Annotated in this window: 16 protein-coding genes; 9 read left to right on the top strand and 7 right to left on the bottom strand. The window is 74.2% G+C overall.

The window, feature by feature from the left end; translation table 11 throughout:
- Positions 1–15: 15 nt before the first annotated feature.
- A complete protein-coding gene (locus IPJ59_RS03260; protein ID WP_293269701.1) occupies positions 16–2,088 on the top strand; it encodes a hypothetical protein in 2,073 nt (690 codons plus the stop codon).
- A 108-nt stretch (positions 2,089–2,196) separates the two neighbouring features.
- On the opposite strand, the gene IPJ59_RS03255 is transcribed toward IPJ59_RS03260, so the two are convergent.
- Positions 2,197–3,507 (bottom strand): hypothetical protein, encoded by a 1,311-nt coding sequence (locus IPJ59_RS03255; RefSeq protein WP_293254858.1) that lies wholly within the window; start codon positions 3,505–3,507, stop codon positions 2,197–2,199.
- 161 nt (positions 3,508–3,668) lie between these two features.
- Here IPJ59_RS03255 and IPJ59_RS03250 point away from each other — a divergent pair, with 161 nt between their 5' ends.
- From IPJ59_RS03250 to IPJ59_RS03230, 5 genes are all read left to right on the top strand, one after another.
- Positions 3,669–7,748 (top strand): adenylate/guanylate cyclase domain-containing protein, encoded by a 4,080-nt coding sequence (locus IPJ59_RS03250; protein ID WP_293269700.1) that lies wholly within the window; start codon positions 3,669–3,671, stop codon positions 7,746–7,748.
- Positions 7,745–8,383 carry a hypothetical protein gene (locus IPJ59_RS03245; RefSeq protein ID WP_293269699.1) on the top strand — a complete coding sequence of 213 codons (639 nt, stop codon included), beginning with the start codon at positions 7,745–7,747 and terminating at the stop codon, positions 8,381–8,383. Before IPJ59_RS03250 ends, IPJ59_RS03245 begins: the two co-directional genes overlap by 4 nt.
- 28 nt (positions 8,384–8,411) lie before the next feature.
- Complete coding sequence (locus IPJ59_RS03240) at positions 8,412–9,902, top strand: 4-hydroxyphenylacetate 3-hydroxylase family protein (protein WP_293269698.1); 1,491 nt, start codon at positions 8,412–8,414, stop codon at positions 9,900–9,902.
- A 112-nt stretch (positions 9,903–10,014) separates the two neighbouring features.
- Positions 10,015–10,377, top strand: coding sequence for a hypothetical protein (locus IPJ59_RS03235; protein ID WP_293269697.1), 363 nt, complete (start codon positions 10,015–10,017; stop codon positions 10,375–10,377).
- Complete coding sequence (locus IPJ59_RS03230) at positions 10,359–10,757, top strand: hypothetical protein (protein WP_293269696.1); 399 nt, start codon at positions 10,359–10,361, stop codon at positions 10,755–10,757. The genes IPJ59_RS03235 and IPJ59_RS03230 overlap by 19 nt, the downstream gene beginning before the upstream one ends.
- Here the strand turns inward: IPJ59_RS03230 and IPJ59_RS03225 are convergent.
- Together IPJ59_RS03225 and IPJ59_RS03220 are read right to left on the bottom strand one after the other, a co-directional pair.
- Positions 10,754–12,352, bottom strand: a complete 1,599-nt coding sequence (locus IPJ59_RS03225) for a ribosomal protein L7/L12 (RefSeq protein WP_293269695.1) — start codon at positions 12,350–12,352, stop codon at positions 10,754–10,756. The two genes, IPJ59_RS03230 and IPJ59_RS03225, sit on opposite strands and share 4 nt — an antisense overlap.
- Before the next feature lie 129 nt (positions 12,353–12,481).
- A complete protein-coding gene (locus tag IPJ59_RS03220) occupies positions 12,482–13,621 on the bottom strand; it encodes a patatin-like phospholipase family protein (RefSeq protein WP_293269694.1) in 1,140 nt (379 codons plus the stop codon).
- A gap of 137 nt (positions 13,622–13,758) precedes the next feature.
- Between IPJ59_RS03220 and IPJ59_RS03215 the strand changes: the two genes are divergently transcribed.
- The 3 genes from IPJ59_RS03215 to IPJ59_RS03205 are packed head-to-tail and all read left to right on the top strand — an operon-like array spanning position 13,759 to position 17,547.
- A complete protein-coding gene (locus IPJ59_RS03215; RefSeq protein WP_293269693.1) occupies positions 13,759–15,774 on the top strand; it encodes an RNA polymerase sigma factor in 2,016 nt (671 codons plus the stop codon).
- Entirely contained in the window at positions 15,710–16,297 is a 588-nt protein-coding gene (locus tag IPJ59_RS03210) for a hypothetical protein (protein ID WP_293269692.1), read from the top strand. The genes IPJ59_RS03215 and IPJ59_RS03210 overlap by 65 nt, the downstream gene beginning before the upstream one ends.
- The gene (locus IPJ59_RS03205) at positions 16,285–17,547 is read left to right on the top strand and encodes a M28 family metallopeptidase (RefSeq protein WP_293269691.1); all 1,263 of its coding nucleotides are present in this window, start codon (positions 16,285–16,287) and stop codon (positions 17,545–17,547) included. The genes IPJ59_RS03210 and IPJ59_RS03205 overlap by 13 nt, the downstream gene beginning before the upstream one ends.
- 21 nt (positions 17,548–17,568) lie before the next feature.
- Here the strand turns inward: IPJ59_RS03205 and IPJ59_RS03200 are convergent, their stop codons facing one another.
- The 4 genes from IPJ59_RS03200 to IPJ59_RS03185 form a co-directional block, all read right to left on the bottom strand.
- Positions 17,569–20,472, bottom strand: coding sequence for an AMP-binding protein (locus IPJ59_RS03200; protein ID WP_293269690.1), 2,904 nt, complete (start codon positions 20,470–20,472; stop codon positions 17,569–17,571).
- A gap of 94 nt (positions 20,473–20,566) precedes the next feature.
- A complete protein-coding gene (locus tag IPJ59_RS03195) occupies positions 20,567–23,578 on the bottom strand; it encodes a hypothetical protein (RefSeq protein WP_293269689.1) in 3,012 nt (1,003 codons plus the stop codon).
- An 81-nt stretch (positions 23,579–23,659) separates the two neighbouring features.
- Positions 23,660–24,133 carry a DnaJ C-terminal domain-containing protein gene (locus IPJ59_RS03190; protein WP_293254815.1) on the bottom strand — a complete coding sequence of 158 codons (474 nt, stop codon included), beginning with the start codon at positions 24,131–24,133 and terminating at the stop codon, positions 23,660–23,662.
- Entirely contained in the window at positions 24,130–25,308 is a 1,179-nt protein-coding gene (locus IPJ59_RS03185) for an arginase family protein (RefSeq protein WP_293254812.1), read from the bottom strand. Before IPJ59_RS03185 ends, IPJ59_RS03190 begins: the two co-directional genes overlap by 4 nt.
- Positions 25,309–25,441 lie beyond the last annotated feature (133 nt).

The following is a 25,441-nucleotide window of genomic DNA, read 5'->3' as shown; positions in this document are numbered from 1 at the left end:
GTGGAGGTCGCGACGATGAGGGCGCCCAGCTCGGTGACGCTGGCGCTGGCGGCCGCGACGCTGGCGATGGTGGCGCTGGTGCACGCCGATCCGTGGCGACAGGAGCGGGCGCCGGCGCCGATGTTGTCGGCGCAGTCGGTGGCGCGGCGGCTGTTCCCGGAGCTGGCCGAGGCCGACCTCGAGCGCGCGACGATCGAGCTGCGCACGCCGGCAGGGACGCTGCGCGTGGCCCCCGACCCGGACGGCCTGCACCGGCTGTGGCGGGACGACGCGCCGCTCGGCTTCGTCGACAGCGAGGCGCTCGCGGGGCTGTGGAGCTCGCTGCGGATGGCGACCACGCTGCGGGCGGTGGCCCCGGGGAGCCCACCAGGGCCGCTGCGCGGGGAGATCGCGGTGGTGCTCGAGGGCCGCGAGGCGTCGGTGCGGATCTTCGGGGCGACCAGCGACGGCGTCGGGCTGCACGGGGTGCTGCCGCACGAGGGCGAGGCGGCGTGGGTGGTCGAGGCGGAGCTCGGCGCGGTGCTCGACCAGGCGCCGGAGGGTTGGTTACTGCGCCGGCTGTTGCCGGTCGAGCCGGCCGAGGCGACGGCGCTGGTGTGGGACGGGCTCGCGCTGGCGCGCGGGCAGGACGGCCTGTGGCGCGTGACCGACGGGGCGCCGCACCTGCTGCTCGCCGAGCAGGCGGTCGCGCTGCGGCTCGGGCAGGCGCTCTCTGCCGAGTTCGACCCGCTGCTGCCGCGCGCCGAGGCGGCCCAGCACGGGCCCTTCGCGGCGCGGCACCGCGTCACCGACGCTTTGGGACATGTCCGTGAGGTCCTGTCCGGAGGGACATGTCCCGGAGAACCAGAGCGGGTGGTGATCGATCGCGGGCCGGGGCTGCTCGGGTGCGTGGCCGCCGAGGCGCTCGCGGCGTTCCCGGTGGCCGACCCCGACGCCGGGCTGGTCGAGCCGCAGCTGGTGCCCCACGCGTACGGGCGGGTGCTGGCGATCGAGCTGGCGACGGCGAACGGGCCGCGACGGCTGCGGCGGTTCGGCGGCGGCTGGGTGATCGAGGCGGGCGGGGCGATGGTCGAGGTGTCGGAGCCGGAGGTGTTTCGCTGGTACGGCGCGCTGCAGGCGGTGGCGGTCGAGCTGACGGCCGCGGCGCAGGGCTTCACGCCGCAGCATCGCCTGACGATCGAGACCGACTCGGGCCAGACGCTGGGGCTCGCGTGCGGGCCCGCGGGCGCGGCCGGGCTCGCGTGTGCGCGCGACGACGGGCCGCCGCTGCGCGTGATCGGGGCGCTGCCCGAGCTGGAATTCACGCGCGAGACCTTCGCCGAGCGGCGTCTGCTCAGCTTCGTGGCGGGCGAGGTCCGCGGGCTCGAGCTGCTGCCCGGGCCGGCGAGCGACGGGGTGCGCCAGAGCGTGCGCCTCGACCTCGGGGTGTGGCGCCTCGACGCGCCGGCTCACCCGGACGGGGTCGCGGTGCTCGACGAGGTGCGGCTCGAGGCGATGCTGGCGGCGCTGCAGAGCCTGCGCGCGGAGGGCTGGACGCCGGTGCCCGCGAGCGCGCCGCTGCGGACGCTGCGGGTCGAGCGGCTGCGCGGCGGGCAGGGCGACGCGGCGCTGACGGTCGAGCTGTTCGCGCCCGCGAACCCGGCCGACCCGCAGTGCGTGGCCCACGTGCCGGGTCAGGCGCAGGCGGCCCGGCTCGAGCCGGCGACCTGCGCCGCGCTGCACGACGATCTGCTGTACAACGACCCGCTGCGCTTCTGGCTGGCGCAGGCCCGCAGCGCGCAGCTCGAGCGGGCGGACGGCGGGGCGACGGCGATGCTGCGGCGCGAGGGTGACGCGTGGTCGATCGAGTCGGGTGAGGCCGGGTTGCTCGGCGAGCTGCCGGGCTGGGCCGCGTTCCGCAGCGCCGGGCTGCGCAGCGGCGAGCCGCGCGGGGCGACGGCGATCGAGGCGAAGATCTGGCGCAGCGGGGCGGCGGCGGTGCGCGTCGACCTCGGGCCGGCGATCGACGGCGCACCGGCGTGGGTGCGGCTCGCGGGGCAACCCTGGTACTACCTCGCGGGGTCGCCGTCGGTGAACGACGCGGAGTGAGCCTGACGCGGAGCCGCGGGGCTGAAGTTTCACGCGGAGCCGCGGGGCGGAAACTTCACGCGGAGCCGCCGACCTCCGCGACGGCGGTGGGTCGGGTGGATCGCCCGATCAGTTGGCGACTCGCGAGACCTGCAAGGTGTACTCGCCGCAGGTGCCGGTGTTGTTCACCCGGATCACGCGGATGTACACCTTCTGCGGCCAGGGCACGTCGTTCTTGGCGTTGGGGTTCGGGTTCGGGTTGTTCGGGTTTGGCGTGTCGACGAAGGTCCACTCGCGGGCCGGCGGCGCGCCGGGTCCGAACTGGGTCGCCAGCGAGCCCTCGAAGGCCTTGCCCGCGCAGTTACGGTAGACCTCGAGGCGGTAGTCGGGGTTGGCCGGATCGCCGGGGTTGACCGCGAAGCTGACGCTGATGTTGCCGGCGTTGGGCCGCGCGCCCTGGGCCATGGCCTCGGGGAATTGGACCGAGTACCAGTCTTCCATGGCGTTGCCCGGACCGTTGTCGATGAAGGCGATCACGCCCTTGAGCGGCGGGACCACGCCGCCCTCGGCGACCACCGGGAGGGCGCCCTTGGGGTCGTCGCTGCAGGCCTCGAGGCTCTTGTTGCGGTCGGTGCCGACGCACTCGCAGCCGTCGGCGGGGGTCTTGTTGGCGTCGTAGAAGCCGGGGGTGCAGGTTGCGATCTCGCAGCCGTCCTCGCCGGGGGCGACGGCGTTGCACTGCCAGCCGCCGACGGGGGCGACGTTGGGGGCGTCGCCGGAGGTCGGGCACATGTCCTCGGGCGGCAGCGGATCGATCTCACCGGCGCAGTTCTGGGCGATGCCGTCGCACAGCTCGTCCGCGTCCATCGCCCCGACCTTGTCGTTGTTGTCGTCGCAGTCGGGGCCGGGCTTGACCTGGCCGTACTGATCGCAGCCGACCCAGTAGTTGTCGCCGTCCTTGTCGACGCAGTTGTCGCAGCCGTCCTGGGTGTGGTTGTTGTAGTCGTTGTCGTCGCAGTCGTCGCCGAGCTGACAGTTCATGCCGAAGCCGTCGTCGTCGTTGTCGACGCAGTCGGGGTCGGGGTTCTCGGTCGGGTCGACGGGCTCGGTGTCGCTGGTGCCCGGCGTCGTGTTGGTGTTGCTGTTGCTCTCGCTGTTGCTGTTGCTGTTGCTGTTGCTGCCGGGGCCATCGCTCGTGCCGCCGGTGCCGGGGTCGGTCGCGGCCCCGTCGGTGACCGGGTTGCCGGTCTCGGCGGGCGGGTTGGTCGTGAACGGGTTCTCGGTGGCGCCGCCGGGGTCGCCCGCGGCGCAGCCCACGAGCCCAATGCCGAGGCCGCTGCCGAGCAGGGTGAAGCCCACCACCGTGAGCGAGAGGGCGAGGCCACGACCCGCCGCGGGGCGACGGCGCATGCGAGCCGGGAACCACGGATTTGCGATCATCACTGCCACGATACACGAGCCGCCAGCGCGGCGGACAGCGGGCGTTCTTGCTGCGACCTGTGCGCGAGAGCACGGGGGCAAGGTGCCCGCGGGACAGCGCCGTGGGGCTGTTTCCCGGCGGTATCGCCTCGCGTGGGCCTACGGTACGATGGCGCGGCGTGGTGCAGACGCTCCCTGACGCTCTCGCCAGCTACGTCCCGGTGCTCGTCACACGGCGGCTGGCCGAGGACCCGCGGCCGCTGACGACGCCCTGCAGCGAGAGCTTCCCGGCGGCGGTGCTGTGTGCGGACATCTCCGGGTTTACGGCCTTCACGGAGCGCCTGGCGCGGGAGGGCCCGGCGGGGGTCGAGAAGGTCGGGGCGGGGCTCGACGGGTACTTCGGGCGGCTGACCGAGATCATCGCGCAGCACGGCGGGGACGTCGTGAAGTTCGCGGGCGACGCGGTGACGGCGATCTGGACCCTGCCGCCGCGGGACAGGACGCGCGATCTGCAGCGCGTGGCCCTGCCGGCGATCGCGTGCGGGATGGCGATCCAGTCGGCGTTGCACGGGTATCGCTTCACGGATGGGGTCGAGCTGTCGCTGCGCGTGGGCCTGGGCGCGAGCCGGATCGCGGCGGTGCACGTGGGCGGGCTCGCCGGTCGCTGGGAGGTGGTGCTGACGGGATCGGCGCTGGCACAAGGGCTGAAGGCCGAGGCGCTGGCGCGGCCAGGCGAGGTGGTGGTCGCGCCGCAGCTGTGGCCGCTGATCGCCGGGCACGTGCGCGGCGAGCCGGCCGGGGCGGGCTTCGTGCGTGTGCATGAGATCGCGGGGACGATCACCTGCACGCCGCTGCTGCGGCCGGCGATGCCGGCGGAGGCCGAGGCGGCGCTGTGCGGCTATGTGCCAGTGGCGGTGGCGACCCGCCTGGCCGCGGGGCAGCGCAGCTGGCTGGCGGAGCTGCGCCGCGTCGCGGTGGTGTTCCTCCACCTGCCCGCGGTGACCTACCAGACCCCGCTGGACGAGGCGCAGCAGGTGATGGTGGCGGTGCAGCAGATCGTGGACAGCGCCGAGGGGAGCATCAACCACGTCAGCGTGAACAACGACGGCGCGACGGTGCTGATCGCGTTCGGGCTGCCGCCGCTGGCCCACGAGGACGACGCGGTGCGGGCGGTCGGGGCGGCCCAGCAGCTGCGCGATGTGCTGGGTCGCCTGGCCTGCCCGCCGCGCATCGGCCTGGTCACTGGCCGGGCCTTCTGCGGGTCGGTGGGCGGCGCGGACCGCTGCGAGTACACGCTGCTCGGCGACGTGGTCAACCTGGCCGCGCGGCTGATGCAGGCGGCGGACGAGGCGCGGCCGATCCTGTGTGACAGCCACACCTTCGCGTCGGCGCGGGCGCAGTTCATGTTCGAGGCCTACCCGCCGATCAAGGTGAAGGGCAAGACGGAGGCAGTGGCGATCTACGGGCCGGCGAGCGGGCGGCTGGTCGCGCGCGGCGGGCGGCTGGTCGCGCGTGGGCCGAGCTCGGGGACGCAGACGGCGGATCGCCGGCACGCGCCGCCGCGGCCGGCGCTGGTCGGACGGATGCGCGAGCGGGTGGTGCTGATCGGCAAGCTGCACGAGCTGCTGCGCGGACGCAGCGCGACGGTGGTGGTCGAGGGCGAGGCGGGGCTCGGCAAGTCGCGGCTGGCCGACGACCTGCTCGAGCAGGCCGAGGCGATGGGGGTGCCGCAGCTGATCGGCGCCCGCGAGGCGCCCGACGGCGCGGCGCCGTACCACGCGTGGACACCGGTGTTCCGCCCGATCTTCGGGCTCGACGATCCGGAGGCCGAACGCGACCCCTGGGGCCGCGTGCAAACTGTCCTCAAGGACCTGGTCCCGGGGTCAGGTGCCCGCGCGCCGCTGCTGGCCGCCGTGCTCGCGCTCGACCCGGCGGAGACGGAGCGCAGCGCCGCGATCGCCGGCAAGGTCCGCGCCGAGCTGACGCGCGAGCTGCTGGTGGCGGTGCTGCGCGGGCACCTCGAGGACGGGCCGGCGCTGCTGCTCATCGAGGACGCGCACTGGGTCGACTCGGCCTCGTGGGCGCTGCTCGCCCAGGTGCGCGAGCAGATCGGGCCGCTGCTGTGCGTCCTGGTGACCGGGCCGATCGAGAGCGACACGGACCCCGCGCCGTCGGAGCTGCGCCAGGTGCTGGCCGACGCGTCGACGCACCACCTGGTGCTGGGGCCGCTGTCGCTGGCCGAGACCGAGACGCTGGTGTGCCGCAAGCTCGGGGTCGCGCGGGCGCCGGCGGAGGTGATCGAGTTCGTGTACGGGCGCGCCGAGGGCCACCCGCTGTTCACCGAGGAGCTCAGCGTGGCGCTGCGCGACGCCGGGCTGCTGTCGATCCTCGGCGACGAGTGCTACCTGGCCCCCGAGGCAGGTGAGCTCAAGGCGGCGCAGTTCCCCGACAACCTCGAGGCGGTGATCACGACCCGCATCGATCGCCTGTCGCCGCAGCTGCAGCTGGTGGTGAAGGTGGCGAGCGTGCTCGGGCGGGTGTTCCCGCTGTCGCTGCTGCGCGCGGTCCACCCGATCGAGGCCGACCGCGCGGGGCTGCCGGAGCACCTGGCGGCGCTCGAGCGCCGCGGCATGGTGCTGCTCAAGGGCGGCAGCGTGGCCGACCCGAGCTACGGCTTCAAGCACGCGCTGACGCAGGAGGTCGCGTACAACCTGCTGCCCTTCGCCCAGCGCCAGCAGCTGCACCAGGCGATCGCGGAGTACCACGAGCGCGTGTACAAGGACCGCGTCGAGCTGCACTACCCGCTGCTGGCGCACCACTGGTACAGCGTGGTCGCCCCGACGGCGCTGGTGACCGAGGCGCAGCGCCCGAGCCCGGAGCTGGTCCAGCGGGCGGTCGGCTATCTGCAACGCGCGGGCGAGCAGGCGATCCGCAACGGCGTCGGCCAGGAGGCGGCGCTGCACTTCGGGCGGGCGATCGAGCTGCTGCCCGGATTGCCGGCCAGCTCGGCGCGCACGGAGCAGGAGATCGCGCTGCAGATCGGGCTCGGCAACGCGATCATCGCGGCCCGCGGGGTCGCGTCCGACGAGGTGGAGCGGACCTTCGCCCGGGCCCGCGAGCTGTGCCGCGAGGTCGGCGAGACGCGGCACCTGTTCCCGGTGCTGTTCGGGCTGTGGACCTACTACTTCGTCCGCTCCGAGCATCGCGTGGCGATCGAGCTGGCCGAGCAGCTGCTGGTGTTCGCCGAGCGCCGCAAGGAGCGGGTGCCGCTGCTGATCGCCCACCGCACGCTCGGCACGCAGATGCTCCACCTCGGCGAGCTGCCGCGGGCGCGGGCTCACCTCGAGCGGGCGATCGCCCTCTACGCGCCGGACTTCGACCGGCCGCTGGCGTTCCTCTACAACCACGACCCGCGGGTCGCGAGCCTGTCGCTGCTGGCGATCTGCCTGTACCTGCAAGGGAACCGGGCCGAGGCCGAGGAGCGCTGCAAGGTGGCGCTGGCGGTGGCCCGCGAGCTCGGCAATCCGGCGACGGCGGCCTTCGCCATCGCCCACGCGGCGATCCTGTGCCAGCTGACGGGGCAGGTCGAGCGGGCCCGCGAACAAGCGCAGGCGCAGATGCTGCTCGGTGGCCAGGAGCACGTGGCCGGGACCTGGCACAGCTTCGCGCAGGTGGTCGAGGCGTGGTCGATGGCGGCGCAGGGCCAGCTCGAGGAGGCGACCGACCTGCTGCGCCAGGCGATCGTCGATCTGCAGGTCGCCGGCATGAGCGTGTTCTGGCCGTGGGTGCTCGGGGTCTACGCGGAGTTGTGCGAGCACGCTGGTCGCGGCGACGAGGCGCTCGCGCACCTGCACGAGGCGCTCGCGGCGTCGCGGCAATCAGGGGCGCGGGTGTGGGAGTCGGCGCTGCTGCGCCGGCGCGGCGAGCTGCTCCTGGCCATGAGCGGCAGCGCCGACGGGGACACACGCGAGGGCACACGCGAGGGCACGCCCGAGGACACACGCGAGGCCACCCTCGGGGCCACCCCCGAGGGCACACCCGAGGCCTGCTTCGTGGCCGCGATCCACCGCGCTCGCGAGCAGCACGCCCGCCTGTTTGAGCTGCGAGCGGCGCTGCGTCTGGCCGGGCTGCCCGGGCGCTCGCCGGCCTCGCAGGCGCTGCTTGAGGAGACGCGCGCGCGCCTGGCCGGCAAGCTCGACGATCCCGCGCTCGCACAGCTCGGCGCACCGGCGGGCTCGGGGCTGGTATCGTCGGGCCAATGAAGTGGCTGAAGCGGATCGCGGTGTTGCTGGTGTTGCTGCTGCTGATCGCGGGCGGCGTGATCTTCTACCTGTGGCGGCAGGTCACGGCGCTGCCCGAGTGGTACACGGCGGAGCAGGCGGGCCAGGCGGAGCCCGCAGCGGCCGCGGAGGCGACCGCGACGGCGACGCCCGACGGGCCGCTGGTGTGGAAGGACGCCCCCGGCGCGGCGCCTGGCAAGCACAAGGAGCTGCGCAACTTCCATCGCCGCGCGGCCAAGAAGGACCCGGTGGTGGCGAAGGTGATCAAGGCGTCACGCGCGAGCTTCAACGACGGCACCCTCGAGATGGGCGTGGTCGCGGACCTGCGCAACCTGCCGCACGACAACCTGCGCCCCGCGGACCGCGAGCTGTTCGAGAAGCTGCACAACGCGTTCCCGTCGGCGACCGACCGCGAGATCTACATCGGCGTGATCGACTCGTCGCCGGTGCTGCAGGGCGGAGAGATCGAGCTCGGGCCGCAGGCGGAGCTGGTGATCGGGAACCTGCAATACGGGATCGACGCGGCGGCCGGGAGGATGGGCATGGCACCGGCGGCGCTGCGCAAGCAGTGGAGCTCGATGGCGAAGAACCTCGGGATCACGGCGCCCTCGCCGTGACGCTGCGGCCGGCGTAACCTCGCGGGCGATGAGCACGCCCGCCGCGCCCCCGACACCCGCATGGCTGCGCCCCCGTCCGCCGATCACGAGCGGGGCCGAGTACGTCGAGAGCCTGCGCGGGCGCGGGCTGCGGGTGCACTTCATGGGCGAGCGGATCGCCGAGCCGGTCGACCATCCGCTGATCCGGCCGTCGATCAACGCGGTCGCCCGCACCTACGACCTGGCCAACGAGGACCCGGCGCTGGCGACTGCGGTGGTCGGCGCGAGCGGTGCGCGGGTCAACCGCTTCCTGCACGTCACCGAGAGCGTCGCCGACGTGGTCGCGCAGAACAAGATGCAGCGCCGCCTCGGCCAGCTCACCGGGACCTGCTTCCAGCGCTGCGTCGGCATGGACGCGATCAACGCGCTGTACCCGGTGACCTGGTCGATCGACCAGGCGACCGGCACGAGCTACCACGCGCGCCTGCGGGCCTTCGTGGCGGCGATGCAGGCGCAGAACCTGGTGAACGGCGGGGCGATGACGGATCCGAAGGGCGACCGCAGCAAGGGCCCGAGCGAGCAGGACGACCCCGATCTGTTCGTCCGCGTGGTGGAGCGTCGGCCGGGCGGCGTGGTGATCCGCGGGGCCAAGGCGCACCAGACCGGGTGCATCAACTCGCACTGGATCCTGGTGATGCCGACGATGCGCCTGGCCGCGGCGGACCGCGACTACGCGATCGTGTGCGCGGTGCCGGTCGACCACCCGGGCCTGCGCTTCGTGGTCGGGCGCCAGTCCTGCGACACGCGGGCGCTCGAGCGCGGCAGCGTCGATCAGGGCAACGCGCGCTTCAGCGGTCAGGAGGCGCTGATCCTGATCGACGACGTGTTCGTGCCCGACGAGCTGGTGTTCATGGCCGGCGAGACCAGCTACGCGGCCGAGCTGGTCGAGCGCTTCACCGCGTTTCATCGCCGCAGTTACGTGTGCAAGACCGGGGTGGGCGACGTGCTGATCGGGGCGGCGGCGCTGATCGCCGACTACAACGGGGTGGCCCAGGTGTCGCACGTGCGCGACAAGCTGGTCGAGATGACCCACCTCAACGAGACGATCTACGGGGCGGGCATCGCGTCGTCGTACGAGTCGCGGCCGACGCCGGCGGGCAACTACCAGAACGACGAGCTGCTGGCCAACGTGTGCAAGCACAACGTGACGCGCTTCCCCTACGAGCTGGCGCGCCTGGCCCAGGACCTCGCCGGCGGGCTGGTGGCTACGCTGCCCTCGGAGCAGGACTTCGCGGACGCGGAGATAGGTCCGCTGCTGCACCGCCTGCTGCGCGGGCGCAGCGGGACGACGGCGGAGGATCGGGCCCGCGTGCTGCGGCTGATCGAGAACATGACGCTCGGGCGCAACGCGGTCGGCTACCTGACGGAGTCGATGCACGGGGCCGGCTCGCCGCAGGCGCAGCGGATCCAGATCGCCCGGCAGATGCAGCTCGAGGACAAGAAGCAGCTGGCGCGCTCGCTCGCGGGGATCGAGTCATGAGCGAGGTGGCCCGCCGGCGGGACGCTGTCCCGCCGGTTGGCCACCGTGATGACGGTGAGGAGCGGGATGGCTGGGGAGATGGGTGGCGCGCGGCTTGCTTTGCGGTCCCTCGATGCGCGAGTCGAGCGAGCACGCGGCGATCGTCGAGCTGTTCCGCGGGACGCCGGAGCTGGCGCTGCTGCTCCTGCGAGCGGCGCCGGACTTTGGGGTGCCGGAGGGGCCGTGTCGGGTCGTCGATCCGGTGATGCGGCCGGGCATGCTGGTGCCGGACCTGGTGATCGAGCTCGGCGATTCGCTGGGCAAGCGACCGAGCCTTGTGATCATCGTCGAAGTGCAGCGGCGCATCGACGCGGAGAAGCGGTGGACGTGGCCAGCGTACCTGTGGATGCAGCGGCGCTGGCCCTGCTTTCGGCTCGCGCGCACGGCCTGGGACCCGATGGGGGCGCAGTGCGCCGGGTGGCCCTCGCCGTGCTGAACAGCTTGAAGGTCGACGATCGGCGAGTATACAGTGAGCTGGTCGTCGGCCCGACGCTGGACGACCCCACCGACCACTTCAAGGAGGAACTCGTGCTGGTTGACACTTCTAATCTGGCCAATTTGTACCGCACTCCGGAAGGGACCGAGTTCGCGAGGTTTCTGCTCGAGCGGCTGCAGGAGCGGAGCGAGGCGATCGCCGAGCAAAAAGTGCTGCTCAAAGCGCTGCTCCGGGTGCTCGCGCGCCGCGGCGTGGTGCTCTCGCCGGAGCAGGAGGCGGAGCTCCGCGGGGGCACCGATACACAGGAGTTCTATTACTGGCTCGAGCGGGCGGCCACGGCGAACAGCGCCGAGGAGCTGTTCGCGGAGCCGATGGACTAGCGGGCCGACTCGGCCAGCTCGGCCATGCGGGCCTCGACGGCGTCCTTGGCCTCCTTGAGGCCGACGTTGGTGACCATGCGGTAGTGCTTGATCGCCATGATCTTCTGGTTGGCGGCGATCAGGCGATCGAGCTCGGGCTGCAGGCCCGCGGCGGCCCGGTCCTGGGCCTCGGCCAGGGCGGTGAGGTCGCGGCTGCGGGCCTCGACGAAGTCCTTGGCCTCCTTGAGGCCCACGCCGGTGATCGTGCGGTAGTGCTTGATCGCCATGATCTTCTGGTCGGCGGCGATCAGGCGGTCGAGCTCGGGCTGCAAGCTGGTGGTCGGATCGGGGGCGCGGACCGGGGCGGGCGGGACGGCGCCGCCGGCCATGATCGCCTCGACGGCTTCCTTGGCGTCCTTGAGGCCGACGCCGTAGAGCTCGCGGTAGCGCTTGATCGCGGCGATCTTCTGGTCGCTGCGCAGCGCCGCGGCGAGCTCGGCGTCGACGACCACGGTGCCCGCGGCGGCGGGGGCCGGCGCGAGGGCGGCGGCGCGGGCGTCGATCGCCTCCTTGGCCTCCTGCAGGCTGACGCCGTGCTGCTCGCGGTGGCGCTTGATCGCCTCGAGCTTCTCGCCGCGGCGGAGGAGCTCGTCGATCTCGCTGCCGCTGGCGTCGAGGGCGGCGCCTCGCTTCTGGGTGAGCGCCCAGCGGGCGTCCTCGACGGCCTTGCGCGCGGCGAGGACGCTGCCGCCGTGGCGCTGCTGCTGGAGACCGATCGCGCCGATGGTGTCACCCATTTCGACGAGCGCCTGGATGTCCGGGTCGAGCATGGCGCATCGTATCAGCGCCGCCGCGCGGCTCGCAGCGCCCGCGTCAACGCGAGGACGACGAGGGCGCCGGCGAGGGCGATGCCGAGGCCAGTCAGCCAGGGCCAGCGCGCAGGCGCGGCGGGCACGGGCGGGGTCGGCGGGGGCGCGGCGGGCACGGCAGGGGCGGGCACGCGCGAGGCGCTGGGCGCCGCGGGGCGGCGGATCGTGAGCGCGCCGCGGCGCGCGTGGGCGACGAAGTCGATCGCCTGGCTGTCCCCGGGGACAGGTGGCTGACCGGCCGCGGCGGCTGTCCTCGGGGACAGGTGGTGGCCCGGCCGGGGCGGGGCTGTCCTCGGGGACAGGTTTGGCGGCGAAGACGATTCGGCCGAGGTGGCGGTGGGCGGGGCCGAGGCGGGTGAGCAGCGGCCAGCGCAGGGTGACGGCGGGGAGCGGGGCGCCGGGGCAGCTGTGGCGAGTGTCGACCTCAAGGCCGTCCTCCTCGACGAACACGATCCGGGTGACCGCGCCGCTGCACTCGTCGGGGCCGGCGTGGACGTGGAAGCCGGCGAGCAGCTGCTTGCGCAGGGCGAGGTCGACGGCGAGGAGCTCGAACTCGTCGAGGGTGCCGTCGGCGTCGGCGTCGGCGCCGGGCACCAGCGCTGCGAGCTCGCGGCGCGCGAACACCAGCTCGGCGGTGAGGGTGCTGCCGTCGACGCGGTACTCGCCGCGCGACAGGCCTGGCTGGTGGGCGCGGGCCGGGGGAGCGGCGAGCAGCAGCAGCGCGAGGGCGGGGAGGCGTCGGCGCACGCGGCCTCGTTGTCGCCCGCGGCGGGCCGTGGCGCAAGCGGCTCAGCGGACGAGGAGCTCGTCCGTGAGACCGGTGCCAGCGGCTTGGCGGAGGAGGAGCTCGTCCTCGCGGGCCGCGGTGCGAGCGGCTCAGCGGAGGAAGGCCAAGATCTCGTCCTTGCGGGCGAGGGTGTCGCGGTGGCCGAGCTCGAGCAGGCGGTCGATGTAGCCTGGCTCGAAGGCCAGGTAGGAGAGGAGGTCCCAGCCGCTGGCTCCGGTGGCGCCGATGCCTCGCAGGAGGTAGCGCAGCATGCGGGGGAAGTTGGCGTACTGATCGCCGGCGAGGCGGCCGAGGTCCTGCGAGGGGCGCAGGGCGAGCGCGGGGATCGGGCGCAGCTTCTCCGGCATGAACGCGTGGTCCTCGGGGCGCACGAAGGACATGGTCTGGTTGATGCGCTCGAGCAGCTCGAGGTCGGCCTCGAGCGAGTCGAGGAACACGGCGTTGAGCAGCACGCTGGCGATCTCGGCGAGGGCGACCCGCTCGGCGCGCAGGTTTTGGTTGAGCAGGACGGTCTGCTCGCCGGTGCGAAAGTAGCGGATGCCGATCGCAATGATGCGGTCGGCGCCGAGGTGGATCGCCGGGCTGGTCGGAGCCGTCATGCGCACGCAGCCGTCGCCGAAGGGGACGCCGTCGATCGCCACCGGGGCGAAGAAGATGGGGATCGCGGCCGAGCCGAGCACGTGCTCGATGCGCAGGGGCGTGCGCACGCCGAGGCGGCTGCTGCGGGTCCAGTCGCGGATCTCGGGGGCGCCGTCGAAGAAGCTGATCGCGGTGCCGGTGATGTAGTTCGTGGCGGTGACGGAGACGCCGCGCAGCTGGCCGCTGGCGATGTGGCCGGCGACGCGCGCGAGCTCGAGGCGATCGCCGAGGAACTGACGCAGCGGGGCGGTGTCGAGGAGGTAGTTGATGTTGCCGGCGCCGAGCAGGCCGCCGAGGCCGAGGTCGCGGATCCAGCGGCTGCCGATGCTGGCGAGGTTGCGCGCGTCGCTGAGGTACACGTCGCGGGTCTCGAGGCGGTGCCACATGTCCCACAGGCCGCGGGCACCGGCGCGGAAGTCGTCCGCGCGCGCGGCCAGATAGGCGGCGTTGATCGCCCCGGCCGACACACCCGTGAGGACGCGGAAGGGGGTCCTGTCGAAGTCCGCGATCTCGGCGAGCGCCTGCAGGGCGCCGACTTGATACGCGGCCCGGGCGCCGCCGCCAGTGAGCACGAGGCCGAGAGTCGTCACGCGGGTTGATATACACCCGGTCGGCGCCCGATCGGCGCGAGCGAGCCCCCCCCCCCCGCCCGACGGGCGCAAGACGAGCGCAGGGGCTGGCTTCCGGGGCCGAGACGCGTGCAGTATCCTTGCGCCCCCGAGCTCCGTTGTCCGCGTCCGCTACACCGCCTGGTCTCGAGTCGCTGCACGTCGCGTACACGCAGCAGGTCGGGCTGGTGCGCGCCGCGATCCAGCTGTTCGGGCTGCCGGCGACGATGGTCGAGGAGATCGTGCTCGAGACCTTCGTGATGGCGCACAGCCGCGGCGAGGACCTGCGCACGCCGGCGCTGGCGAAGGCTCGCCTGTGCGTGCTGGCGCTGCGGGTCGCCGACGGCTACCGCGAGGAGGTCGCCGAGGACGCGCCGCCCGTGAGCTACCCGGTGCCCGGCGGCACGGTGCTCGCCAACTTTCTCGAGGATCCGCGGCCGCGGCGGCGCGAGATGTTCGTGCTCGCCGAGGTCGGCGGGCTGCGGGTGCCGGAGATCTCGGCGGAGCTCGGGCTCAGCTTCGACGCCGTGCGCGCGGGGCTGGTCGAGCTGCTGCGGGACTTCGCGGCGGTCACGTCCGGTGCGGGCGCCGAGGAGGTGCTGTCGGCCTGGCTCGCGGCGTGTCAGCCCGACGCGACGGCGATCGCCGCGGGCTGGCGGCGGGTGCTGGCTCGCGTCGCCCCGGACGCGGCGCCGCCGATCGTGGCGCCGCCAGTCGCTTCGCCGCCCCCCGGGGTCGCGTGGCAGCGGCCCGCCTCGGCGCCTGTCCCTTCGGCCAGCTCACCTGTCCCTTCAGCCAGCTCGGCGCTGCCGGTCCAGCCGGCGGCGGGATCGCTGCTGGCGTCGCTCGCGGAGCCCGAGACGGACGAGCGCCGGGCGCGTGTGCCGGTCGCCGCGGCGCCGCCACCGGTCGCGCCAGTGCTGCCCCCGGTCGCCGCCCCGCGCGCTCCTGTCGCGCCGGTGCTCGCTCCGTCCGCTGGCGCGGCGCCGCTGTCGGGGCCCGGGTCGCCGCCAGCGATCGCCGGGGCGCCCGTCGTGCCCGCGACGCCGGGCCTGCCGCCCGGGCCCTTCGGGCGCGCGCCGAGCCTGCCGGGGCTGGGGCGACCGCCGGGGATCGGTGGCTTGCCGCCGCCACCCGTGCTCGGCGGGTTGCCGCCGCCGCGGGCCACGTTGCCTCCTGTCCCCGGGGGCATGTCCGGAGGGACAGGTCCGGTGGCGGGTGCGCCGGCCGGGCCGACCTTCGTGCCGCAGCGGCCTCCGTTCGCGCCGCCGCAGGCGGTTCCACCGGCCGGGGTCGCACCAGCGCCGGGTGTCCCGCAGGCGCCGCAGGTGCCGCAGGCGCCGCAGGCGCCGCAGGTGCCGCAGGTGCCGCAGGTGCCGCAGGTGCCGCAGGTGCCGCAGCAGGCCGCGTTCGTGGCTCCGGCTCCGATCGCGCCGCCGGCTCCGTTCGCGCCGGCACCCGTCGCGCCGGCACCCGTCGCACCGGCTCCGGTCGCGCCGGCACCCGTCGCGCCGGCACCGTTCGCGCCGCCGCCAGGCGCGGGGCTGGGAGCTGTCCCCGGGGCCATGTTCCCGGGGCCAGGTGGCGCCGCCGGCTCCGTTCGCGCCGGCACCCGTCGCGCCGGCACCCGTCGCGCCGGCACCCGTCGCGCCGGCACCATTCACGCCGGCACCATTCACGCCGGCACCCGTCGCGCCGGCACCGTTCGCGCCGCCGCCAGGCGCGGGGCTGGGAGCTGTCCCCGGGGCCATGTTCCCGGGGCCAGGTGGGCCGCCGCCGGCTCCGATGGGACAGGGGCCGTTCGCGCCGCCGCCGGTCGCGGGGCCGTACGGCTCGCCGATGGCGCCGGCCTCCGCGGGGCCGCTCGGGGCGCCGCAGCGCGCGGTGCCGCGGGTGCGCAGCGACAGCTTCACGGACGAGGGGGTCGGCGAGCTCGACTCGCGCGCCGATCGACCGCGACTGCGACGCACGAGCCCATGGCTGTACATCGCGCCGATCTTGCTCGCGCTCGGAGCGACGGCCGCGTGGTGGTTCCTCGGACGCACGACGGTGGTCGCGGACAGCGACACGGTGGCGACGGCGGAGACGAGCCCCGGCGCCGCGACGACGCCCGGAGAGCCGACACCACCCGGTGACACCGCCGCGACGCCGCCCGCGAGCTCGACGACCGCGACGACGCAGCCCGAGGCGTCCGTGACCCCGCCGGACGGCACGACGACCCCGCCGACGCTGCCGGAGCCGACCAAGGCGGGCGGCACGGTCGGGGACAACGTCAAGAACGGGGGCAGCACCAAGCCGAAGCCGAAGCCGAAGCCGAAACCCGAGCCGAAGCCGAAGCCCGAGCCGAAGCCCGAGCCGAAGCCGACGCCGGGCGACACCTCGGGCAAGGCCGATCCGGGGCGCGTGATCATGGAGCTGGAGATGCTCTCGGCGGCCAAGAAGGCGCTGAAGACCAACGCGAACCAGTCGATCGCGTACGTCAACCAGCACGCCAAGGAGTTCCCGACCAGCCAGCTCACCGATCAATTCGATGAGGTGAAGATCAAGGCGCTGTGCGCCCTGAACCGCGGAGCCGAGGCGCGCGCCGAGACGGCGGCGATCCTCAAGAAGCGGCCGACCTCGCGGGTCGCGGCGGCGGTGAAGGAGTGCAAGAACTGAGGCCGCTGGCGCTGGCGCTGCTGCTCGCGTGTGGCCGCGAGCCGGCGCCGAGCTGGGTGCGACCGCCGCCGCCCGAGGCGAGCGCGCGCCCGGCTGGCTCGCCGCGCAGCTGCCTCGCCGATCCGGCGGGCTCGGCGGAGGCGCTGCGCTGCTGGGTCGAGTGGCTGGCCGCGCCGGCGCTGGCCGGGCGCGCGGCGGGCTCCGCGGGCGGGGCGACGGCGCGGGCCGGGCTCGAGGCGGTGCTTCGGGACATGTCCCTGGGGCCAGGTGGAGAGGACGCCGAGTACACCCAGGCGCTGCCGCAGGGGGCGAACGTCCTGGCGCTGGCGAGCGGCAGCGATCCGGCGCGCGCCAGCGAGGTCGTCATGCTGGCGGCCCACTACGACCACCTCGGGGTCCACGGCGAGACCAGCTACCTCGGCGCGGACGACAACGCGAGCGGGGTCGCGGTGCTGCTCGAGGTGGGGCGACGGATCGCCGCGCGGCCGCCGGCGCGCAGCGTGCTGATCGCGGCCTTCGACGCCGAGGAGCCGCCCGCGTACCGCAGCCCGGCGATGGGGTCGAACTACTGGGTGGCGCACCCGACGGTGCCGCGCGGGCAGCTGGTGGCGATGCTGTGCATGGACCTGATGGGCGGCAACCTGTGGCCCGGCGAGCGCACGCCGCTGTACGTGATGGGCGGCGAGACGATCGCGGTGTCCGGCGGGCCGGGGTTCAGCGAGCCGCGGCTGGTGACCCGGTCGATGCACCTGGCCCTGGTCGAGGAGCTGCCGGGCGGGCGCCAGGCCTTCAGCGATCACGGGGCCTTCTTCGCCGAGCGCACGCCGCTGCTGTTCTTCACGAGCGGCCGCTCGCCGCACTACCACCGCGCGAGCGACCTGCCGGAGACCCTCGACTACGACAAGCTGGCGGCGGCGACGGTGGTGGTCGAGGCGTATCTGCGCTGGCTCGCGGACCTGCCCGAAAGGCCAGGTTGGCGCGAGGCGCAGCCGGTGACCGGCGCCGACGCGACGACCCTGGCCGACCTGCTCGCGGCCGCGAGCGCGCCGACCGGATCGTCCGAGTTCAACGCGATGGCGGCGCCGGTGATCCGCGCCGACCTGGCGACCCTGCGCCGGCTGGCGAGCGTGGGCCCGGAGACGCCGCTGGCGCCGACGGACGCGCAGACGGTGATCGCGGTGAGCCTGCGCGCGCAGTGCCTGCTCGCGCCGGACGACGAGGCGCCGACGGCCACCTGCCTGATGTTGTGAGGGCGGCGGCGGCGCGGCGCTTCAGGCCTCGAGGCCCGCGAGGCCGGCGACCATGACGGCGTGCAGGCGCGGCTCGCCGACGCGGGCGGCGATCGCGTCGGCGACGCGGTCGCGCAGGCGCACGAAGTCGGCGAGGCCGCTGCCCTCGGGGTTGATCGGCGGGCGCAGCTCGACCTCGATGCGGGCGTGCCTGGGCAGCACGGTGCCGTCGCGCAGGGCGGAGCGGGTGCCGCGGAGGATGACAGGCACGATCGGGACGCCGGTCTCGCAGGCGAGGCGGAAGGCGCCGAGCTTGAACGGGCGCAGGCCGACCTCGCGGCTGAAGGTGCCCTCGGGGAAGATGATGATCCGCTGGCCCTGTTGCAGGCGCGTGGCCAGATCGGCGAGGCCGCCGAGGCTGCGATCGGCGGCCTGGCGATCGATGAGCACGTGGTCGCAGCGCTGCATGACGCGGCCGAAGATCCGGGTGTCGCGGCACTCGCCCTTGATCGCGAAGCGGAGGTCGTCCGGGAGGCTGGCGAGCAGGGCGATGGCGTCGAGGTAGCTGGCGTGGTTGGCGACCAGGATCGCGGGGCCGGGGGGCAGGTTCTCGCCGCCGAGGAGGTGCGGCGTGAGGCCCATGCCGCGCAGCATGGCGCGGCAGCTGCGGGCGCTGAAGCGGCGCAGCGGGGCGCCGGCGGGGACGAAGGTGGCGAGCGCCAGGGCGGCGCTGAACATGGCGGAGAAGGCCCCGAGCGCGTAGCCGCCGTAGGCGAGCTCGGCGGCGCTGCGAGCCAGGCCGGCGGCGCGGCGCGGGAGGCCGTGGACGATCAGGCCGGCGGCCTGGCGGGTGAGCGAGCCGTGCGACTTGCCGAGCGTGCCGGCGAGCAGCAGCTCGCGGGTCTCGCTGCGGCGGATCTTGCCGCTCGAGGTCTTGGGGACGGCGCCGGGGCCGGTGAGCACGACGCGGTCGGGCGGGATGCCGACCGCGGCGACGACCGCCTCGCCGATCGCACGCGTGAGCTGGTCGCGCTGGTCGGGGGCGCGCTCCTTGGTCTCGGCGACGATCACGACGGACTCGGTGCCGGCGTTGTCGTCGCGGATAGCGAAGGCGGCGACGCAGCCCTGGCGGACCCCGGGCACCGATCCGGCGGCGGCCTCGATCTCGTGCGGGTAGTAGTTTCGGCCGCCCTTGATGATCAGGTCCTTGACGCGGCCGGTGATGAAGACCTCGCCGCCGACGAGGTACGCGAGGTCGCCGGTGTCGACCCAGCCGTCCGGGTGCTTGACCCGCGCGGTGGCCTCGGGGTTGCGGTAGTAGCCCTTGAAGGCCGAGGGGCCGCGAAACTGCAGGCTGCCCTGGCGGCGCTCGGGGAGCGGCCGGCCCTGCTTGTCGATCACCCGGATCTCGTGCGCCGGGACGGCGCTGCCGCAGCCGACGAAGTCGAGGCGACCCTGCTTGCTGTCCGCAGGGACAGGTTCGGCGAGGCCCTCGCGCTCGAAGCGGCGGCGGTCGACGCTGTCGACGCGGGGCCGGCGGAGCACCGGCGGGAAGGTGACGGCGACCATGTTCTCGGCGAGGCCGTAGGCGCAGAACAGGGCCTCGGGGCGCAGGCCGGCGGGCGCGAGGTGGGCGGCGAAGCGGTCGAGCGTGGCCGGGAGGATCGGCTCGGAGCCGTTGAGCAGGGCGCGCGCGCGCGAGAGGTCGAGGCGGGCGACGACCTCGGGCGCGACGCGGCGGACGCACAGGTCGAAGGCGAAGTTGGGCGCGACCGAGATGGTGCCGCGGTAGTGGTCCATGGCCTCGAGCCAGCGCTCGGGCCGGGCGAGGAAGCTGACCGGCGACATGAGCACGGTCGGGTTGCCGTAGTAGAAGTTCATCAGCCAGCCGCCGACCAGGCCCATGTCGTGGTAGAGCGGCAGCCAGCTGACCATGACGTCGCGGCCGTGCAGCTCGCAGCCGGCCGCGGCGGCGCGGATGTTGGCGAGCACGTTGGCGTGGGTGAGCTCGACGCCCTTGGGGTCGCCGGTGCTGCCGGAGGTGTACTGCAGGAGGGCGGTGTCCTCGGGGCGCAGGGCGGCGCTGACGGTGGAGAGCGGCGGCGGGTCGCGCAGGATGTCCTCGATCGAGACGACGTGGCGGACCGCGGGGACGTGGTCGCGGACGATGTCGGCGACGCGGGCGGCGCGGTCGAAGGTGAGGAGCACGCTGGTGTTGGCGTTGATCAGGATCTTGGCCTCGCGGGCGATGTACTCGGCGATGCGGTCGAGGCGGAACGGCGGGTAGAGCGGCACGGGCACGCCGCCCGCCAGCATGGCGCCGAGGAACGAGGCGAAGTAGCCGCGGCCGGTCGGCAGCATGATCGCCACGGTGCCGCCGGGGGGCAGGCCGAGCCCGCGCAGCGCGGCGGCGACGGCCCCGGCCTCGCGGCGCAGCTCGCCGTAGGTGATCGGGTCCTCGGAGCCGTCCTCGCTCAGCAGCAGGATGTGGACGCGGTCGGCGTGGTGCTGCGCGTGGTACTCGAGCACCTCGACGAGGGTGCCGGCGTGCACCGGCGGCGGCGCGGGGTCGTCGGTCGGGAGGCCGCGGGCCTGGCCTTTGGGACCTGTCGCTTCGGACCTGTTCGTAGGGCCAGGTGAGCTGCCGTCGCCGTGGTGATCGCGGCCGTCGCCGCGGGCCGCGAGCGCGGACTCGATCAGGCGGAGGAGCTGGCGCGGGGTGTCGACGACGCTGATCGCCTCCTCGGGCAGGCGCACGCCGTAGCGGGCCTCGACGCGGCCGAGCAGCTCGACGCGCTCGAGGCTGCCGAGGCCGAGCTCGCGCTCGAGCGAGGCGTCGAGGTCGAGGTTGCCGAGGCCGCGACCGTCGCCGACGGTGGTGATGAGATCGCGGAGGATCTGCAGCAGGCCGGCGGCCAGGTCCGGTTGCGCGGGGCGGTCCGACATGCGCGCGAGGATAGCGATCCGGGTCGCCGGGCACAAACGCGGCGGGGTCGCAGAGCCCGCGGTGCGGGGCCTGGCGACGACAGCGGAGCGCGAGCTAGCGACGGCGGCGGCGCAGGCCGAGGAGCAGCAGGGCGGCGAGGCCGGCGTGGTGGAGGGGCGAGCCCTCGCGCGAGTCGCAGGCGCAGCCGCGGTCGGCGAGGTCGCCGCCCTGGCCTGGGCCGCCGCTGCTGCCGCTGCTGTCGTCGCCGCTGTCGTCGCCGTGGCTCTCGGTGGGGATGTCGTCGGTGGTGACGACCGGGCCCTCGGGCTGGCAGGTGGCGCTGCAGCCGTCGCCGGGCAGGACGCCGCCGTCGTCGCAGAGCTCGCCGGGGTCGATGACGAGGTCGCCGCAGCGGGCTGGCTGGCAGTTCGTGCGGCAGGCGCCGGGGACGACGTCGCTGTTGTTGCCGCCGCTGTCGCACAGCTCGCCGGCGTTGAGGACGGCGTCGCCGCAGAAGCCGGGGGGGGGCGGCGGGAGCTGCTCGGTGCCGACGACGCAGAAGTCGTCGAGGGTCCAGCCGGCCATCTCGAGGCCGCCGTCGCTCTGGATGCTGAAGGTGAGCTGGACCTGGTCGTTCTGCACGGCGTCGGTGAGGACGAGGTCGTGGAAGCGCCACTCGCTGTCGCGGTGGTTGACGCTGGTGAAGCCGCCGTCGTTGCTGGTGGCGTTCTGCCACACGGGCTGGCCGTTGGCGGTGATGGTGGCCTGGTCGAAGAAGGAGTCCTCGACGCCGAGCCAGCGGCGGTACTGCAGGCGCACGGTGGGGAAGCCCTGGGTGGCGATGACGGGGCTTAGCAGGGTGCTGGCGATGAAGGGGGCGTAGATGCCGCCCAGGTTGACGCCGACGACGCCGCCGCCGGCGAAGGGCGTGGCTGGATCGCCGCCCTGGCCGAGCGGGAGGCCTTGCTCCCACTGACCGTCGAGCTGCCAGCCGGCGAGGTCCTGTGGGGACTCGAAGCCGCTGCACAGCAGCGGGGTGACCGGGCCGAAGTAGATCTGGTAGCGGGGGTCGGCCTCGTTCTGCGGGAAGCTGAGGCTGGACTTGTCGTTGAAGTCGACCTCGATCTGGTACTCGACGAGCGAGCCGTCGGGGAAGCTCGGGATGGTGCCGATGAAGCCGCCGGGCTCGGGGTTCATGTCGATGATCTCGTCGCCGGGCTGGCCGGCGAGACCGAAGCGGATGAGCGCGGCGACGGGCTCGAGGTCGACGCAGGCCTTCGCGCCGCCGGCGATGGCGATGCGCACGGGGGTGCCGGCGTCGGTGGTGGGCAGCTGGGTGACCGTGCCAGACACGCCGCCGGCGCCGAGCAGGCCGTGACGGTGGAAGGCGAGGTTGATCTCGCACTCGTTGGGGGTGCCGTTGCCGAGGTCGCCGTCGTCGTCGTCGGCGAACAGGGCCTCGGGGTACATGGTCGGGATGTCGACGGCGCGGCGGATCGACTCGAACCAGATGTGATCGGCGCGGGCGATGCCAGGGCCGGCGCCGAGCTTGGCGATCAGCGCGGTGCGCAGGTCCCAGAGGGTGCCGCCGATGATGCGGCCGTCGTCGTGGACCTCGCCGGTGAGGTCTTCGGGCCAGTGCCACTCGTCGCCGACCGGATCGAGCTCGCGCAGGGGATCGTCGGGGGTGTCGACGAAGAAGCCGCGGGCGAGGCCGGAGTCGTTGGTGATGCTGGCGCCGAGGTAGTCGGCGATGCCCTCGCTGAGCGCGCCCTCGAATTGGCCGACGCCGGGGATCAGGCCCTGCTGATGCACCGAGTGGCCGAACTCGTGATAGACGACATCGGAGATCCGGCCGGTGTTCTCGCAGCCCTGGCCTGAGAGGAAGAAGTTGATCGAATCGCCGTCGGAGAAGGCGTTGCAGATGTCGGCGATGTTGACGGTGACCGTGAGCTGCTGGTCGAGATAGGCGAAGGTGGGGTCGACCGATCGCACGCGCGACTTGACGATGTTGGCGTGGATGTAGGCGCTGAGCTGGGCGTCGATCTGCTCCGTGGGGTCGGACCAGAGCGCGATGCCACCTGGCGGAAGGGACAGGTCCTTGGTGGCCGCGGGGCCGGCCTCGTTGGTGAGCGCGACCAGGCTGCCCTGGACGCCGGCGATGACGGCGGCGGGCGGACCATCGGCGAAGCTGACCGCGCCGGCGGCGTCGGTGGCCGCGGCGACGCCGTTGACGAACAGGCCGAGCAGCGGCGCGGGGAGGTCGAGGCGGGGGCCCTGCGGGCCGCGCTGGGGGACGTTGAACTGGATGCTGCCGCTGGCGAAGTGGAGCAGGGGATCGCGGGCGACGGGCTCGCCGGTGGCGCTGTCGAGGTAGACGGCGTGGCGGCCGATCGGGGCGGCGGCGTCGACGATGACGCGCACGACCTCGCGGTAGCGCGGGCGCTGACCGGGCACGAGGATCGGCAGGATGAAGGGGCCGTCGACGGCGGTGGCGGTCGCGCTGGCGGGGGCGTCGAGGGCGAGGATCCAGGCGACGGCGCGGGTGCGGGCGAGCTCGTCGGCGATGACGCTGGTGGCGAGGTCGACGCGGATGTCGGGCAGGGCCTCGGACGCGACGGCGATCAGGCGGTCGCGCTTGAAGCGGAAGCTGAGCTGGCCGCCGAGCACGGGCCGACCGGCGTGGCGCTGGACGAAGCCGAGGCTGCGCACGCCGGCGTGGAGGTCGTCGCCGACGAGCTCGAAGTCCGTGACGCGGCTGCCGGGGGCGAGCAGGGCGAGGTGGTCGGCGAGGAGCTGGCGGGCGGCCCGGAGCGCGGGGGCGCTGGACTGGACGCTGCCGGGGACGGCGACGCCGGCGCCCCAGATCCGCAGGGGGACGCCGGTGTCGCGATCCCACATCGTGTCGACGGCGCCGAGCTCGGCGGCGAGGCGGGCGTGGGCCCGCGATGCCCGCGGTGGGGCGGTCCAGGCGACGTCTCGTTGTGTGCGCACGGAGGGGCCCTGGGCCATCTCGCGGTGCCCGCGGTGGCCGGTGCCAGCGCCGCGGGGCGCCGTGAAGGCCGAGGCCTCGGTGGCGATCAGGGCGAGTCCCATCGCAAGGACCGCGAGGCGGCCCCAACCCATCGGACGCAGTTCAAAACTCACATAGCTGGCATACGCGGTCGCCGCGTGACCGTCAAGCGCTGGGATGGCGCAGGCCCAGGATCACAGGAGGATGATGATCGCGGCGCCGGCGGCGAACACGAGGACGACCAGGATCACGAGCGTGGGCGGGGCGCCGGGGCTGCCCGCAAGGACCTGTCCTGAAGGCCAGGTGAGCGCGGCGGCGATGCGCGAGCCGGACGGCGGGGTGGTCCGGGTGAGGTCGAGGTTGATGGTGAGCAGGAGGTCGCCGGGGCGGCCGCCCGCGGCCTCGCTGGCCTCGCCCTGGCCGCGCAGGCGCAGGGTGCCGCCGTCGGGGAAGCCGGCGGGCAGGCGGAGGTGGACGGCGTCGCCGGTGTCGAGGCCGCTGCGGACGCGGCGGGCGTAGCCGCCAGGGGCCGGGAGCTCGTCGGGGACGTCGACGCTGTAGCCGTCCTGGTGGCCGCAGGCCCAGGCGGGGACGCGGACCTCGGCGCGCAGGTCGCGACCGCGGGGTCCGGCGGTCTCGGGCTCGAAGATGCTGCCGAGCTGGCTCACGCGGGCGGGAGTGTAGCGGAGCCGCGGGCGGCCGCGGCGACGAGTTGGTCGAGGGTCTCGCGGGTGTAGCGGGCGGCGAGGGCGACGGTGGCGGCGCCGTTGTCCGGGCCGAGCGGCGGGGCGAGCTCCATCAGGTCGCCGCCGAGGAGGCCGACGCCGGCGCCGAGGCGACGGATGAGCTCGACGACGAAGTCGGGCCCCAGGCCGTCGGGCTCGGGGGTGCCGGTGGCGTCGGCGAAGCGGGCGTCGGTGCCGTCGATGTCGTTGGAGAAGTAGACCGGGAGGCCGCGGGCGTCGACGTGGGCGATGAGGTCGTGGAGGGCGGCTTCGGGGTGGGCGCGGCACTCGTCGGCCCAGAACTGGCGGACATCGAGGGTCGACTCCCAGTGCGCGCGCGGGAAGCGAGAGGCCCGGGTGCCGACCTGCACGAGCCGGCCCTGGCGGCCGATCAGGTCGTTGGCGTGGAACGACCAGGTGGCGAAGCAGATCGGGATGCCGAGGCGGTGGGGCAGGAGGTCGGTGTGGGCGTCGGGCTGGACGATCGCCAGGCGCGGGGCGCCGAAGCGGCGGGTGCGGGCGCGAGCGAGGGCGGCGACCGCGGGCCAGGCGGTCGAGTGATCGCCGCCGATGATAAAGAGGCGAGCGTCGGGGTTGCAGGCGAGGACTAAGTCGAGGGCCCGCTCGGCGATCGTCAGCGGGGCGACCGGGAGGTCGGAGGGGTCGGCCTCGCCAGGGTAGATGGCGCGCTGGATCCGGGCCCGCGCGGCGGGGGCGACGAGGTCGTCGCTGAGTAGCTGCGGGACGACGAAGACATCGCCGATGTCGACGACGCCGCGGGCCTGTTGGGCGTCACGCCAGTCGGGGTCGGCGGCGAGCAGGGCGGCGCGCAGGGCCTGGGGGCCGAGGTTGGCGCCGCGACGAAAGCCGGCGCCGACGTCGGAGGGGACGCCGAGGATGATGACGCGGGCGTCGGCGATCGCGTGGAGCTGGCGCTCGAACGCGGCCTGCACGCCGGACTCGTCGGCGACGCCGTAGAGGGCGCGCTGCATGGCGAGCTGCTCGGCGCGGCCGGTCGAGACGAGGTGCAGGCCGCCGCCGGCGGGGCGCAGGAGCAGGCGGAGCTCGTCGTGCGGGGGGCGCTCGGGGTGCTCGGGGTGCTCGGGGTGCTCGGGCATCGCGGGCAGGGTATCGCGGCGCGGGCACTTGCGGTTGGCCGGAGTTTCCTCGCACGGGTGCGAGGAGGTCGAGGGCCGTTGGCATGCTCCACGGGTGACCTGAGACGTCCCTGTCGAAGGACCGCGGGAGACA

Source organism: Nannocystis sp., assembly GCF_016714285.1.
Classification (GTDB): Bacteria; Myxococcota_A; Polyangia; order Nannocystales; family Nannocystaceae; genus Nannocystis.
Note: the sequence above shows the minus strand (reverse complement) of the source record. Positions and strands in the feature narration are given on the sequence as shown.

Bases quoted from the DNA above. Each gene is read 5' to 3' on its own strand.
- IPJ59_RS03260 (WP_293269701.1), top strand. From the start codon at position 16: ATGAGGGCGCCCAGCTCGGTGACGCTGGCGCTGGCGGCCGCGACGCTG.
- IPJ59_RS03255 (WP_293254858.1), bottom strand. From the start codon at position 3,507: ATGATCGCAAATCCGTGGTTCCCGGCTCGCATGCGCCGTCGCCCCGCG.
- IPJ59_RS03245 (WP_293269699.1), top strand. From the start codon at position 7,745: ATGAAGTGGCTGAAGCGGATCGCGGTGTTGCTGGTGTTGCTGCTGCTG.
- IPJ59_RS03240 (WP_293269698.1), top strand. From the start codon at position 8,412: ATGAGCACGCCCGCCGCGCCCCCGACACCCGCATGGCTGCGCCCCCGT.
- IPJ59_RS03235 (WP_293269697.1), top strand. From the start codon at position 10,015: ATGCGCGAGTCGAGCGAGCACGCGGCGATCGTCGAGCTGTTCCGCGGG.
- IPJ59_RS03200 (WP_293269690.1), bottom strand. From the start codon at position 20,472: ATGTCGGACCGCCCCGCGCAACCGGACCTGGCCGCCGGCCTGCTGCAG.
- IPJ59_RS03195 (WP_293269689.1), bottom strand. From the start codon at position 23,578: ATGGGTTGGGGCCGCCTCGCGGTCCTTGCGATGGGACTCGCCCTGATC.
- IPJ59_RS03185 (WP_293254812.1), bottom strand. From the start codon at position 25,308: ATGCCCGAGCACCCCGAGCACCCCGAGCACCCCGAGCGCCCCCCGCAC.